Origin of the sequence: Streptomyces sp. NPDC127068 (assembly GCF_042724695.1) — a bacterium.
Lineage (GTDB): Bacteria > Actinomycetota > Actinomycetes > Streptomycetales > Streptomycetaceae > Streptomyces.
Genome location: NZ_JBHXEN010000098.1, coordinates 1 through 12960, shown reverse-complemented (window position 1 = coordinate 12960; position 12960 = coordinate 1). Strand labels below are relative to the sequence as shown.

Below are 12960 nucleotides of genomic sequence, written 5' to 3'. Positions count from 1 at the left end.
CCGATCAGATCGTGTGCCGCCCTCACCCGTACCGCGTCGGGGACCCGGAACGGTGGTCTGCGCGGTGCGGCCCGGCCCCCTCGCGTGCCCCGCAGCCGCCCGTGGGCCTCCTGCGGGCCCCTGAGCGATCAGGGGGCGCCGACCGGAGCCTCGGACAGCAAGGCCGCCGGGAACCGGCTCAGCGCTCCACGAGGCGGTCGAACTGAGTGGTGGTGTGCCGCAGGTGCGCCACCAACTCGTCGCCCACCCTCGGCTCGGGTGCGTCCGAGGGCACGAACAGGATCGACACCTGCATGTGCGGGGGCTCCGCGAACCAGCGCTGCTTGCCACCCCACACGAACGGCGAGAGGTTGCGGTTCACCGTCGCCAGTCCCGCGCGGGCCACCCCCTTGGCCCGGGGCATCACTCCGTGCAGGGCCTTCGGGGCCTCCAGGCCCACCCCGTGCGAGGTGCCACCGGCGACGACCACCAGATAGCCGTCGGAGGCCACCTTCTGCTGGCGGTAGCCGAAGCGCTCGCCCTTGGCCACCCGGGTGACGTCGAGGACCGCGCCGCGGTACTCCGTGGCGTCGTGGTCCCCCAGCCACAGGCGCGTACCGATCCGCGCGCGGAACCGGGTCTGCGGGAACTGCTGCTGGAGCCGGGCCAGCTCCTCCGCCCGCAGGTGGCTGACGAACATCGTGTGCAACGGCAGCCGGGCCGCGCGGAGTCGGTCCATCCATCCGATGACCTCCTCGACGGCGTCCGAGCCGTCGGCGCGGTCCAGCGGCAGGTGGATGGCGAAGCCCTCCAGCCGGACGTCCTCGATCGCGGCGTGCAGCTGCGGGAGGTCCTGCTCGCTCACCCCGTGCCGCTTCATCGTCGACATGACCTCGATGACGACACGGGCACCCACCAGGCCGTGCACGCCGTCCACCGAGGACACCGAACGGATCACCCGGTCGGGCAGCGGCACCGGTTCCTCGCCCCGTCGGAACGGGGTCAGGACCAGCAGGTCACCACTGAACCAGTCCTTGATCCGCGCGGCTTCGTAGGTGGTTCCCACGGCGAGGACGTCCGAGCCGAAACGGGTGGCCTCCTCGGCGAGCCGTTCGTGACCGAACCCGTATCCGTTGCCCTTGCACACCGGGACGATGCCCGGGAACTGTTCGAGCACGTGCTTGTGATGTGCCCGCCAGCGCGCGGTATCGACATTGAGCGTGAGCGCCATGGCCGGTCCCGGAACCTTTCTCGTGGCTGCCGTGAAACAGAGATAATGGACAGGATTCTGCCAAGTGCCCCGGATCGCCGGCACACCGGAGGGGACGAGCGGGCGGCTCAGCGACGCGACATGTAGATGTCGAGGGCCTTGTGGAGCAGCTTGTTCAGCGGGAAGTCCCACTCGCCCAGGTACTCGGCGGCCTGCCCGCCGGTACCGACCTTGAACTGGATCAACCCGAAGAGGTGGTCGGACTCGTCCAACGAGTCCGAAATGCCCCGCAGGTCGTAGACGGTCGCCCCGAGCGCGTAGGCGTCCCGCAGCATGCGCCACTGCATGGCGTTCGACGGACGGAACTCCCGGCCCTTGTTGTCGGACGCCCCGTACGAGTACCAGACGTGTCCGCCGACCACGAGCATCGTCGCCGCCGCCAGGTTGTCGTGACCGTGGCGCGCGAAGTACAGGCGCATGCGGTTGGGGTCCTCGGTGTTGAGGGTCGTCCACATGCGCTGGAAGTACGAAAGGGGACGCGGCCGGAAGCGGTCGCGGACGGCGGTGATCTCGTACAGCCGCTGCCACTCCTCCAGGTCGTGGTAACCGCCCTGGACGACCTCGACGCCCGCCTTCTCGGCCTTCTTGATGTTCCGTCGCCACAACTGGTTGAAGCCCTTGTGGACGTCCTCCAGGGACCGGTTCGCGAGCGGCACCTGGAAGATGTAGCGGGGCTGCACGTCACCGAAGCCGGCACCGCCGTCCTCACCCTGCTGCCACCCCATGCGACGCAGCCGGTCGGCCACCTCGAAGGCGCGCGGCTCGATGAAGTCGGCCTCGACGTCCCGCAGTCGCTTGACGTCCGGGTCCTGGATGCCCCTCTTGATGGACGTGGACTCCCAGCGGCGGATGATCACCGGCGGGCCCATCTTCACGGAGAACGCACCCTGTTGCTTCAGGTGCGCGAGCATCGGCCGCAGCCAGTCGTCCAGGTTCGGAGCGAACCAGTTGATGACCGGGCCCTCGGGCAGATACGCGAGATAGCGCTTGATCTTGGGGAGTTGCCGGTACAGCACCAGACCGGCGCCCACCATCGCACCGGTTCTCGGGTCGAACCACCCGAGACTCTCGGAGCGCCACTCGGCCTTGACGTCAGCCCAGGCCGGGACCTGCATGTGGCTTGCCGAGGGCAGGCTCTGGATGTAGGCCAGATGCTGCTCTCGGCTGATGGTCCTCAGGGTCAGGCTCATGCGGGGGCGCTCCTCGGGCTCGTATGTCCCCATGCTGACAGGGGCTCCGGCTCTCGCGCCGAAGCCTACTGCGCCCGGGGAGCGCCCCGACTGGCCCGTACTGCCTGTTCCGCGGATGCGGGCCTCGTCGACTGACGGGCGAGCGACCGCGGGCCCGTCAGCCGATGAGGCCGCCGAAGAGACCACCGTGGGCCATGCCGATGAAGAAACCGAAGGCCGAGGCGCCGAGACCCAGGATCAGGCCGAACCGTTCGCGGGTGGTCTCCGAGATGTACTGGCCGTATCCGCCCAGCAGGATGCCGGCCAGGCCGGCCCAGGAGCTGAGCAGGTGCAGATCGCTCCAGATCGAGCTGATGGCCGCCGTCAGGCCCAGGACCAGGGTGACCACGACGAGCGTGTCCTGGAGCGGATGGGGCTTGCCGTCGGTGGCGATGATCGAGACACCGGTGTTCGGTCGCATTGCCTGTGCCATGGGGCACCTCCTGCGGAAGGGCGGCGCGTGGTAGCGCCCTACTACCCGATGCATACAGAGTGCGACGGGGTACCGCCGGATTTCAACCGGAAGCGGGTGTGCGGGTAGTCTGTACCGTCTGCACCGGTGTCTGCCCGTGAGCTGCCCGGTCCCGCCGAGGGACCTGACTGTCAGTGGTGGCCGATACCGTTGCGTACGCATCACAACCCTCCTGCCACGGAACGACCGTGGCCGTTGAGTCCAGAGGAGGTGGGTTCCACATGCGTCACTACGAGGTGATGGTCATCCTCGACCCCGATCTGGAGGAGCGCGCTGTCTCCCCCCTGATCGAGAACTTCCTTTCCGTGGTCCGCGAGGGCAACGGCAAGGTGGAGAAGGTCGACACCTGGGGCCGTCGTCGGCTCTCGTACGAGATCAAGAAGAAGCCCGAGGGCATCTACTCGGTCATCGACCTCCAGGCTGAGCCTGCGGTCGTCAAGGAGCTCGACCGACAGATGAACCTGAACGAGTCGGTCCTCCGGACCAAGGTCCTCCGTCCCGAGACCCACTGAGCCACCGGCTCAGCGGTTCCGGGCATCGAGTAGCAGCACAAGCAGCCAGCAGCAATCGCCGAGAGGTTCCCCATGGCAGGCGAGACCGTCATCACGGTCGTCGGCAATCTTGTCGAAGACCCCGAGCTGCGCTTCACCCCCTCCGGTGCGGCGGTCGCGAAGTTCCGTGTCGCGTCCACGCCCCGCACCTTTGACAAGCAGACCAATGAGTGGAAGGACGGCGAGAGCCTGTTCCTCACCTGCTCGGTCTGGCGTCAGGCGGCGGAGAACGTCGCAGAGTCGCTTCAGCGAGGCATGCGCGTAGTCGTGCAGGGCCGGCTGAAGCAGCGGTCGTACGAGGACCGTGAGGGTGTCAAGCGCACGGTCTACGAGCTGGACGTCGAGGAAGTCGGCCCCAGCCTGAAGAACGCCACGGCCAAGGTCACCAAGACCACCGGTCGCGGCGGCCAGGGCGGGTACGGCGGCGGCGGTGGCGGCCAGCAGGGCGGCAACTGGGGCGGCGGCCCCGGTGGCGGTCAGCAGCAGGGCGGCGGCGCTCCCGCCGACGATCCCTGGGCGACCGGAGCTCCGTCCGGTGGCGGTCAGCAGCAGCAGGGCGGCAGCGGCGGTGGCGGTTGGGGCGGAAGCTCCAGCGGCGGCAGTGGCGGCGGCTACTCGGACGAGCCCCCCTTCTAAGGGCGGGCCCGTACCCCACTTCTTGATCACACAGGAGAATCACCATGGCGAAGCCGCCTGTGCGCAAGCCGAAGAAGAAGGTCTGCGCATTCTGCAAGGACAAGGTCACGTACGTGGACTACAAGGACACGAACATGCTGCGGAAGTTCATTTCCGACCGCGGCAAGATCCGTGCCCGCCGCGTGACCGGCAACTGCACGCAGCACCAGCGTGACGTCGCCACGGCCGTGAAGAACAGCCGTGAGATGGCGCTGCTGCCCTACACGTCCACCGCGCGATAAGGGAAGGGTGACCGACACATGAAGATCATCCTCACCCACGAGGTCTCCGGCCTCGGTACCGCTGGCGACGTCGTTGACGTCAAGGACGGTTACGCTCGCAACTACCTGATCCCGCGGAACTTCGCGATCCGCTGGACCAAGGGTGGCGAGAAGGACGTGGCGCAGATCCGCCGCGCCCGCAAGATCCACGAGATCGCCACCATCGAGCAGGCCAACGAGATCAAGGCCCGCCTCGAAGGTGTCAAGGTCCGTCTGGCCGTCCGCTCCGGCGACGCCGGTCGTCTCTTCGGTTCCGTCACCCCGGCCGACGTCGCCTCGGCGATCAAGGCTGCGGGCGGTCCCGAGGTCGACAAGCGCCGCATCGAGCTGGGCTCGCCGATCAAGACGCTGGGCGCCCACGCGACGTCCGTGCGTCTGCACCCCGAGGTGGCCGCCAAGGTCAACGTCGAGGTCGTCGCGGCCTGAGGCCGTGCTGCACTGAGCCTTCACGCTCAACGAGTGGGGCCACACCCTTCGGGGTGTGGCCCCACTCGTTCGTCCGGGCCCGCCGGCTGGCGAGGTACCCCGACGTCCGGTTTCACGTGAAACATGCGGTGCTCAGCGGGTGGCGTTTGTCGTTCAGCGGGTGGCGCCCGTCACGATCCAGCGGCCGGATCGAGAGCGCAGCCAGAGCGTTAGCATGCGCACCACCATCATCAGGCTCATCGCGACCCAGACGGCGGTGAGACCGCCGTCGAGAACCGGGACGAGGAGCACCATCGGGAGGAAGGCCACCAGGGTGATCACCATGGCGCCCGCGAGGTAGGGGCCGTCTCCGGCTCCCATGAGAACTCCATCGAGGACGAAGACGATGCCGCAGATCGGTTGGGCGACGGCGATCACGATCAGCGCGGGAAGAGCGGCGTCCCGCACCGCGGAATCGCTACTGAACAGTGGGATGTACAGCGGACTGGTGAGGACGACCAGGGCGCCCAGGACGATGCCGGAGATCACTCCCCACTCCACCATCCGACGGCAGACGGCCTTGGCCCCTTCGGGGTCGTTCGCCCCCAGATAGCGGCCGATGATGGCTTGACCGGCGATGGCGATCGCGTCGAGGGCGAAGGCGAGCAGGGTCCACAGGTTCACCACGATCTGGTGCGCTGCCACGTCCGCGTCGCCGAGCCGTGCGGCCACGGCGGTGGCGATGATCATGATCAACCGGAGCGAGAGCGTGCGTACGAGGAGCGGGGCTCCGGTCCAGGCGCTGGCGCGTATGCCCGCCGCGTCCGGCCGTAGGGAAGCACCGTGGCGCCGGGCTCCTCGGACGACCACGTAGCCGTAGACGGCGGCCATGCCCCACTGGGCGATGACCGTGCCCCAGGCGGAACCGGCGATGCCGAAGCCCGCGCCGTAGACGAGAACCACATTGAGCACCGCGTTCGCCACGAAGCCGCCGATGGCGACGTACAGCGGGGTCTTGGTGTTCTGGAGACCCCGGAGGATGCCGGTTGCGGCCAGGACGATCAGCATGGCGGGGATGCCGAGGGCCGAGATCCGTAGATAGGTCAGTGCGTAGGGAGCGGCCGTGTCGGAGGCGCCGAAGAGCTGGACCAGGGCGGGAGCCGTGGGCAGGGTGAGGGCGGTGACGACCACCCCGAGCAGGATGGCGAGCCAGACCCCGTCGACGCCCTGACGTATGGCTCCTTGGAGATCGCCCGCGCCGACCTTGCGGGAGACGGTGGCGGTGGTGGCGTACGCGAGGAAGACGAAGACGCTCACCGCGGTCAACAACAGGGCCGAGGCGATGGCGAGTCCGGCGAGTTGTGCGGTGCCGAGGTGGCCGACGATCGCACTGTCGGCCATCAGGAACAGGGGCTCGGCGACGAGTGCGCCGAAGGCGGGCACGGCCAGGGTGACGATCTCGCGGTCGTGCCGGCGCCGGGCAGCCTTGCTCGTCACGGGGGCCTGTGTCATGGGCACCAAGGTAATCGTCCACAGGTAAGAGATGCAACTAGCTATGAGTCCTTACATTGGTGAGCGTGTGGCGCCTGGTGTCGTGGAGTTTCCGCAGATCTTGGTCCGCTCGGGAAAGTTTTTCTTCTGCACAGCCGGTGGATGGTAAAAGGCCAGGTCAGGCGGGGTTGATGAAGAGGGACGAGGGCTTGTTCACAGGACTGTCCACCGGCTCGTGCACAGGTTTCGGCGGTTTCTCCACAGCGTGAGGGCTGTTATCCACAGAGCCTGTGGATAACCAGATTGGCTGACGGTGGCCGCGGGCCTACCGTGGTCCGGCGCCCGTCCTGTCCCCCGGCGTCGGAATCCTCGCAAAACCGACGCGTCGCAGCTGGAGTCGGGCCTCACATTTGTCAGTGTCGTGCCGTAGGAATGAGGGGCACGGCGAGGTCCGCTCGGCGGACGGGAGGAGGTGGCCCGGTGAGCATTTCCGAGCCCTTGGACGAGCCGTGGGCCGACAGCGGTCCCAGTGACCGTCTACCCGTCTCCCGTCAGCGTGGTGACCGAGACCGTGACCATGACGGCGGCCGGGGCCGCGGTCGCGGTCGGGACGATCGCCACGACCGCGGCGGTGAAGGAGCCTGGGACGGCGCCGGACCGGCGTTCGAACGGGTGCCGCCGCAGGACCTCGACGCCGAACAGTCCGTGCTCGGCGGCATGCTGCTGTCCAAGGACGCCATCGCCGACGTCGTCGAGGTCATCAAGGGCCACGACTTCTACCGGCCCGCGCACGAGACGATCTACCAGGCGATCCTGGACCTCTACGCCAAGGGCGAGCCGGCCGACCCCATCACCGTCGCGGCGGAGCTCGTCAAACGCGGGGAGATCACCCGGGTCGGTGGTGCCTCCTACCTGCACGGCCTGGTCCAGACGGTGCCCACCGCCGCCAACGCCGAGTACTACGCCGAGATCGTCCACGAACGGGCCGTGCTGCGCCGCCTGGTCGAGGCGGGCACCCGCATCACGCAGATGGGGTACGCGGCCGACGGGGACGTCGACGAGATCGTCAACAGCGCACAGGCGGAGATCTACGCCGTCACCGAACAGCGCACCAGCGAGGACTACCTGCCGCTCGGCGACATCATGGAGGGCGCGCTCGACGAGATCGAGGCGATCGGCTCGCGCAGCGGCGAGATGACCGGTGTGCCGACCGGCTTCACCGACTTCGACTCCCTCACCAACGGGCTGCACCCCGGCCAGATGATCGTCATCGCGGCCCGGCCCGCGATGGGAAAGTCGACGCTCGCCCTGGACTTCGCCCGTGCGGCCTCCATCAAGAACAACCTGCCGAGCGTGATCTTCTCCCTCGAAATGGGGCGCAACGAGATCGCGATGCGTCTGCTGTCCGCCGAGGCCCGGGTGGCGCTGCACCACATGCGGTCCGGCACGATGACCGACGACGACTGGACCCGGCTGGCCCGCCGGATGCCCGACGTCTCGGCGGCCCCGCTGTACATCGACGACTCGCCGAACCTGTCGATGATGGAGATCCGTGCCAAGTGCCGCCGGCTGAAGCAGCGCAACGACCTCAGACTGGTCGTCATCGACTACCTCCAGCTGATGCAGTCGGGCGGTTCGAAGCGGGCCGAGAGCCGCCAGCAGGAGGTCTCGGACATGTCCCGGAACCTGAAGCTCCTCGCCAAGGAGCTGGAGGTCCCGGTGATCGCCCTCTCCCAGCTGAACCGTGGCCCCGAGCAGCGCACCGACAAGAAGCCCATGGTGTCCGACCTCCGCGAGTCGGGCTCCATCGAGCAGGACGCCGACATGGTGATCCTGCTGCACCGGGAGGACGCCTACGAGAAGGAGTCACCCCGTGCGGGTGAGGCCGACCTGATCGTGGCCAAGCACCGAAACGGTCCCACCGCGACGATCACGGTCGCGTTCCAGGGTCACTACTCCCGCTTCGTGGACATGGCCCAGACGTAGGGCGGGAACTGTAGGACCTCAAGAGCCTTGGCAGACCCGGCATCGGTTAGGAGGCTCGGATATTGCGGCGCACGGCGTCGAGGTAGTCGGTGATGGCTCGGTGGTTCTTGGTGAGACATTCGATCTTTTCGGCCATGCGATCGCGTTCGCGTTCGAGCGTGGCGACCATGTCTGGCGTGACGTAGGGCAGGTGGATCGTGCGGGGGGTGTTCAGGCAGGGCAGGATCTGCTTGATGATCCGTGTGGGTAGCCCTACATCGAGCAGGCCTCGGACCTGGAGAACCCGGTCAACGACGTACTCCTCATAGTCCCGGTATCCGTTGGGCAGTCGATTCGCCTCGATCAGTTCCTGCTGCTCGTAGTAGCGCAGCAACCTCATCGGAGTCCGGGTGCGCGTCGACAGCTCACCGATCCGCATATCCCTCTCCTCGCCCCCTGTGGCTGGCGTTCTGTGACTCGGCGCACACCGAGTTGACCTTCACACTGATGTCACCCATCGATGGTAAGGCTATGACACGACCAGATGCTCTGACACCTCGCTCGATAACGAACGCCCGGCTCCCGCTGGCGGGTCTTCTGGCCTTGGCCGCCACCGGGTTCATCACCCTCCTGACCGAGACGATGCCCGCCGGGATGCTTCCCGAGATGAGCCGAGACCTGGGTGTGAGCGAGAGTGCTGCCGGGCAGAGCGTCACCGTCTTCGCGATCGGGGCGATCCTCGCCGCGATCCCGCTCACCAAGGCGACGATCGGCTGGCCCCGCCGACACCTGCTGCTGGTGGCGATCGCAGGACTCGCGATCGCCAACACCGCCACCGCGCTCTCCGAGAGCTTCGCACTTACGCTAGCCGCCCGGTTCCTCGGCGGCATCGTCGGCGGGTTGCTCTGGGCGCTGTTGGCCGGGTACGCGGTACGGATGGTCCTCCCCCATCAGCGCGGCAAGGCAATGGCGATCGCGATGGCGGGCGCAATCGTTGCCCTGTCCGTCGGAGTTCCTGCTGCGGCGCTTCTGGCCAAGCTCGTCGAGTGGCGATACGCGTTCGGGATCATGACCGTCCTCACGCTCGCGTTGATCGTGTGGGTCGTCGCGGCGGTGCCGAGCTTCCCCGGACAGCCCAAGGGCTCACGGCTCCCGCTCACCCGTACCTTCCGCATTCCCGGCGTAGCGCCCGTGCTCCTCGTGACCCTCACGTTCGTGCTCGCCCACAGCATCCTCTACACCTACATCGCCCCGTTCCTCACGCCGCTCGGCATGGCAGGTCAAGTCGACGCCGTGCTGCTCACCTTCGGCCTGGTGTCGCTGGTGAGCATCTGGATCGCCGGAGCGCTCGTCCATCGGCACCTGCGTCTCCTCATGATCCTCGCGTGTGCGCTCTTCGCGACATGCACGCTGCTGCTCGGCATCTTCTCCGGCGTGCCTACGCTCGTCTACGCCAGCACGGCGCTCTGGGGGCTCGCGTTCGGCGGCACCTCCACCCTGTTGCAGACCGCAGTCGCCGAAGCAGCAGGCGACGCCGGCGATGTCGCCCAAGCACTCCTCACCACCGGATGGAACGTCGGAATCGCCGGTGGTGGCATCGTCGGAGGCCTCGTCCTCAGCGGAGGGGATGCACCCTGGCTGAGCTGGGTCGCGCTCGCACTGCTCGTCCCTGCGCTCGCCACTGTGCTCACGGCGCGCGAACACGGGTTCACCAAGGGGGAACTCGGCAGGCGCTGAACCACCGCTGCCCGCGACCCAAGAAGTGCCATGGCTTGGAGACCGTCCTTCAGGACCCTGTGGTGGGACAACACCTCATCCGGGCAGGGGCCGGGAGGCGGGGGCGTCCGCTCGCCACTCCTCTTCGAGGATGCTGAACATCTCGGAGTCCCGCCAGCCGTCCCGGATCAGCGCGGTGTGACGATGACGTCCCTCGTGTGTCATGCCGAGTTTGCTGAGCACCCGTGCCGACCCGAGGTTCCGCGGGTCGCAGGTGGCGTAGACGCGGTGCAGTGCGAGTTCCTCGAACCCCCGCGCCAGTAGTTCCCGGCCGATGGCCGTTCCGACGCCCCGGCCCCAGACCCCGGGATGCACCACGTAGGTGATCTCGCCTTGGCGTTGGCCCCGGCTCCGTACGTGGAGCTCCCCCATGCCGACCGGGTCGCCGTCGACACGCGCCACGTAGGCGAACCGCTGCTGAGGTGTGCGGGACCAGGCATCGGCCGCGGTCGCCACGAACGCGCGGGTCTGCTCTTCGGAGTTCGGTCCCCAGGCCTGGAAGCGGCAGACCTGGGCCAGGGACGCCCAGGAGTGGACGGCTCGCCAGTCGGCGAACTCGATTCTGCTCAGGTGCACCGGGTGTTGAGCCACGGATCGATCCTGCCAGACACCGTCCCACCGGGTTGAAACCCGGCCCCCGGGAGCCCTCCCCCTCGGCCGTCGTATCGCCGTCGCGCGCAAGTCCCGTTGTGATAGCCATGAGTGATGAACGTCCACGGACGGGACCTGCACTACTTCGCCTCGGTCGCCGGGGAGTTGAGCTTCACCCGCGCCGCCGAGCGGCTGTTCGTCTCCCAACCCGCTCTCAGCAAGCAGATCCGGGTGCTGGAGGAGCCCTTCCGCGCGCTTCCTCCGGACGCCGGCCCGCTGCGGGACCACTGGCTCGCCCTGGACGCCCGGGGCGGTCGACCGCCCCGGATCGGCGGGGTGGTGGCCGTCCGCCGGGACGACGGACGGCCGCTGGCGCGTGCTTACCTTGCTGCTGCCCGGGAGGTCGGGGCCACCACCGGTTGATCAGGCGGTGCCGTCCGAGTCCGCTTCGGCTCCCGTGTAGAGGACTTCGCGGGCCTGCTCCGCGGCGCGGGTGATGCTTTCGCCGACGAAGTCGACGAAGCGGGCGATGCCCTCCAGGCGGGCGGCGGCCGGGGTGTCGGGGCCGAGGACGCTGACGCCCTGCCGGGCGGTCTCGGCTAGCCGGGCGTGGGACCGGGCGCCGGCCACCATCGACTGGTACCAGACGTCGTTGTCGACGGCGTAGCGCTCCCGGCGGCCTTCGTCGCGTTCCCGGCGGATGAGGCCCTGGCTTTCGAGGAACGCGACCGCTTTGGAGATGGACGCCGGGCTGACCTGGAGGTGCTGGACCAGTTCGGACGCGGTGAGGCTGCCCGCGTCGGTGGTGTAGAGGCAGGTGAGCACCCGCGCCATCATCTTGGGCAGGCCCGATTGCATGAGGAGCGTGGTGAAGGCCTCCTCGTATTCGCGCACGGCCTCGGCATCGCGGCCGTGGGCCTGCGGGGGTGCATGGTTCCCCCGGGGTGCTGCCGGCTTGCGCCGTTGGGTGCGGCGTTCGGTGGCGCGGTGGGCCAGGTCGGCGCGGTAGGTGGCGGGGCCGCCGTTGCGCATCACCTCACGCGTGATCGTCGAGGTCGGACGATCGATGCGTCTGGCGATCTCCGCGTAGGGGAGGCCGTCGGCCAGCCCCAGTGCGATCTGCTGGCGGTCCTGCTGGGTGAGCCTGCCTCCCGGCATCGCGATCTCCTTCCGTACTTCCTGAGTGCCGTCAGCATAGCGTTCAATCTCTATTCAATGCAACGGATTGGGGATCTGTCGTTGCGTTAGAAACGCAGTCGATGCAACGATATTGATGCTTCTACCTGCATTGATGTCTGTCGAGTGCAACGAATGTGTTGCTCGATCCGTGAATGCAACGTAGCGTTTGCGATGTCAGAAACGACAGGCGATCGACAAGCACAGGAGAGACCACCATGCAGAAGTTCGACACCCCCGCCCCGGTCACCGCCGTCCTCGACATCTCCGTGGGACGCATCCAGCTGATCGCTGCCGAGCGGTCCGACACCGCGGTCGAGGTCCTGCCCGCGGACCCTTCGAACGGTCGTGACGTGAAGGCGGCGGAGCGGACCACGGTCGAGTACGGCGACGGCGTCCTGCGCATCGAGTCCTCGGTGAAGAACCGGGTGCTCGGCAGCTCCGGCGTCATCGAGGTGACGGTCCAGCTGCCCGCCGGGTCCCGGGTCGAGGCGAAGGCGGCCAGCGTCGAGTTCCGGGGCGTCGGACGGCTCGGTGACGTCGTCTTCGAGGGCGCGCACGGCTCCGTCAAGCTCGACGAGACGGCGAGCGCCCACCTCACCCTCCTGGCCGGCGACGTCTCGGTCGGCTGCCTGGGCGGCCCCGCGGAGATCAGCACCCAGAAGGGCGACATCCGCGTCGCCGAGGCCATGCGCGGCCTCGTCAGGCTGAGCACCGTGGCCGGCGACGTGTCGATCGGCGCCGCCCGCGGTGTGAGCGCCGCCCTGGACGCCGGGACCGACCGCGGCCGGATCCACAACGCGCTCCGCAACGCCGACGGCACCGCCGCTCTGAACATCCACGCGACCACCACCCAGGGCGACGTCCACGCCCGCAGCCTCTGAGGACCACCGATCATGACCAAGCTGGCCATCGCGGCTGACGGACTGCGCAAGTCCTACGGTGACAAGGTCGTCCTCGACGGCGTGGACATAGCCGTCCCTGAAGGAACGGTCTTCTCCCTACTCGGCCCGAACGGTGCGGGAAAGACCACCGTCGTGAAGATCCTCTCCACCCTCGTCTCCGCCGGCCCGGGCACGGGTGCCGTGCGGGTCGGCGG

Annotated in this window: 15 protein-coding genes and 1 pseudogene; 9 read left to right on the top strand and 7 right to left on the bottom strand. The window is 68.1% G+C overall.

All coding sequences use genetic code 11. From position 1 onward, the window contains the following. Nucleotides 1-178 precede the first annotated feature (178 nt). From ACFWIA_RS34520 to ACFWIA_RS34510, 3 genes are all read right to left on the bottom strand, one after another. On the bottom strand, nt 179-1210 hold the full coding sequence (locus tag ACFWIA_RS34520; protein WP_385496402.1) for an alanine racemase: 1032 nt from the start codon (nt 1208-1210) through the stop codon (nt 179-181). Nucleotides 1211-1317: 107 nt separating this feature from the next. Continuing rightward, nucleotides 1318-2439 carry a lipid II:glycine glycyltransferase FemX gene (locus ACFWIA_RS34515; protein WP_385496403.1) on the bottom strand — a complete coding sequence of 374 codons (1122 nt, stop codon included), beginning with the start codon at nt 2437-2439 and terminating at the stop codon, nt 1318-1320. A 157-nt stretch (nt 2440-2596) separates the two neighbouring features. Then, the gene (locus ACFWIA_RS34510) at nt 2597-2911 is read right to left on the bottom strand and encodes a hypothetical protein (RefSeq protein WP_387011225.1); all 315 of its coding nucleotides are present in this window, start codon (nt 2909-2911) and stop codon (nt 2597-2599) included. Nucleotides 2912-3171: 260 nt separating this feature from the next. Between ACFWIA_RS34510 and rpsF the strand changes: the two genes are divergently transcribed. The 4 genes from rpsF to rplI all read left to right on the top strand — a co-directional run bounded on the left by rpsF (nt 3172) and on the right by rplI (nt 4883). Further along, nucleotides 3172-3462 carry a 30S ribosomal protein S6 gene (gene rpsF / locus ACFWIA_RS34505; protein WP_006604399.1) on the top strand — a complete coding sequence of 97 codons (291 nt, stop codon included), beginning with the start codon at nt 3172-3174 and terminating at the stop codon, nt 3460-3462. A 72-nt stretch (nt 3463-3534) separates the two neighbouring features. Further along, complete coding sequence (locus ACFWIA_RS34500) at nt 3535-4137, top strand: single-stranded DNA-binding protein (protein ID WP_387011224.1); 603 nt, start codon at nt 3535-3537, stop codon at nt 4135-4137. Nucleotides 4138-4181: 44 nt separating this feature from the next. Then, nucleotides 4182-4418 carry a 30S ribosomal protein S18 gene (gene rpsR / locus ACFWIA_RS34495; RefSeq protein ID WP_003949403.1) on the top strand — a complete coding sequence of 79 codons (237 nt, stop codon included), beginning with the start codon at nt 4182-4184 and terminating at the stop codon, nt 4416-4418. A gap of 18 nt (nt 4419-4436) precedes the next feature. Then, nucleotides 4437-4883, top strand: a complete 447-nt coding sequence (gene rplI / locus ACFWIA_RS34490; protein WP_385496406.1) for a 50S ribosomal protein L9 — start codon at nt 4437-4439, stop codon at nt 4881-4883. Nucleotides 4884-5036: 153 nt separating this feature from the next. Here the strand turns inward: rplI and ACFWIA_RS34485 are convergent, their stop codons facing one another. After that, the gene (locus tag ACFWIA_RS34485; protein ID WP_387011223.1) at nt 5037-6383 is read right to left on the bottom strand and encodes an MATE family efflux transporter; all 1347 of its coding nucleotides are present in this window, start codon (nt 6381-6383) and stop codon (nt 5037-5039) included. A 450-nt stretch (nt 6384-6833) separates the two neighbouring features. On the opposite strand from ACFWIA_RS34485, the gene dnaB reads away from it, so the two are divergent. After that, nucleotides 6834-8339 (top strand): replicative DNA helicase, encoded by a 1506-nt coding sequence (dnaB, locus tag ACFWIA_RS34480; RefSeq protein WP_387011222.1) that lies wholly within the window; start codon nt 6834-6836, stop codon nt 8337-8339. Nucleotides 8340-8385: 46 nt separating this feature from the next. Here dnaB and ACFWIA_RS34475 read toward each other — a convergent pair whose 3' ends face one another. Further along, the gene (locus ACFWIA_RS34475) at nt 8386-8757 is read right to left on the bottom strand and encodes a MerR family transcriptional regulator (protein WP_387011221.1); all 372 of its coding nucleotides are present in this window, start codon (nt 8755-8757) and stop codon (nt 8386-8388) included. Nucleotides 8758-8849: 92 nt separating this feature from the next. On the opposite strand from ACFWIA_RS34475, the gene ACFWIA_RS34470 reads away from it, so the two are divergent. After that, nucleotides 8850-10055 carry an MFS transporter gene (locus ACFWIA_RS34470; RefSeq protein WP_387011220.1) on the top strand — a complete coding sequence of 402 codons (1206 nt, stop codon included), beginning with the start codon at nt 8850-8852 and terminating at the stop codon, nt 10053-10055. A gap of 75 nt (nt 10056-10130) precedes the next feature. Here the strand turns inward: ACFWIA_RS34470 and ACFWIA_RS34465 are convergent, their stop codons facing one another. After that, a complete protein-coding gene (locus ACFWIA_RS34465; RefSeq protein WP_387011219.1) occupies nt 10131-10685 on the bottom strand; it encodes a GNAT family N-acetyltransferase in 555 nt (184 codons plus the stop codon). 114 nt (nt 10686-10799) lie between these two features. Here ACFWIA_RS34465 and ACFWIA_RS34460 point away from each other — a divergent pair. Then, nucleotides 10800-10928 (top strand): annotated as a pseudogene (locus tag ACFWIA_RS34460) (LysR family transcriptional regulator); the annotation flags it as partial. A gap of 180 nt (nt 10929-11108) precedes the next feature. On the opposite strand, the gene ACFWIA_RS34455 reads toward ACFWIA_RS34460, so the two are convergent. Then, nucleotides 11109-11843, bottom strand: coding sequence for a helix-turn-helix domain-containing protein (locus ACFWIA_RS34455; protein WP_387011218.1), 735 nt, complete (start codon nt 11841-11843; stop codon nt 11109-11111). A gap of 236 nt (nt 11844-12079) precedes the next feature. Here ACFWIA_RS34455 and ACFWIA_RS34450 point away from each other — a divergent pair, with 236 nt between their 5' ends. Together ACFWIA_RS34450 and ACFWIA_RS34445 are read left to right on the top strand one after the other, a co-directional pair. Further along, nucleotides 12080-12745 carry a DUF4097 family beta strand repeat-containing protein gene (locus tag ACFWIA_RS34450; protein WP_387011217.1) on the top strand — a complete coding sequence of 222 codons (666 nt, stop codon included), beginning with the start codon at nt 12080-12082 and terminating at the stop codon, nt 12743-12745. Between the two features lie 12 nt (nt 12746-12757). Continuing rightward, a partial coding sequence (locus ACFWIA_RS34445) for an ATP-binding cassette domain-containing protein (RefSeq protein ID WP_387011216.1) occupies nt 12758-12960 on the top strand: 203 nt, incomplete at its 3' end.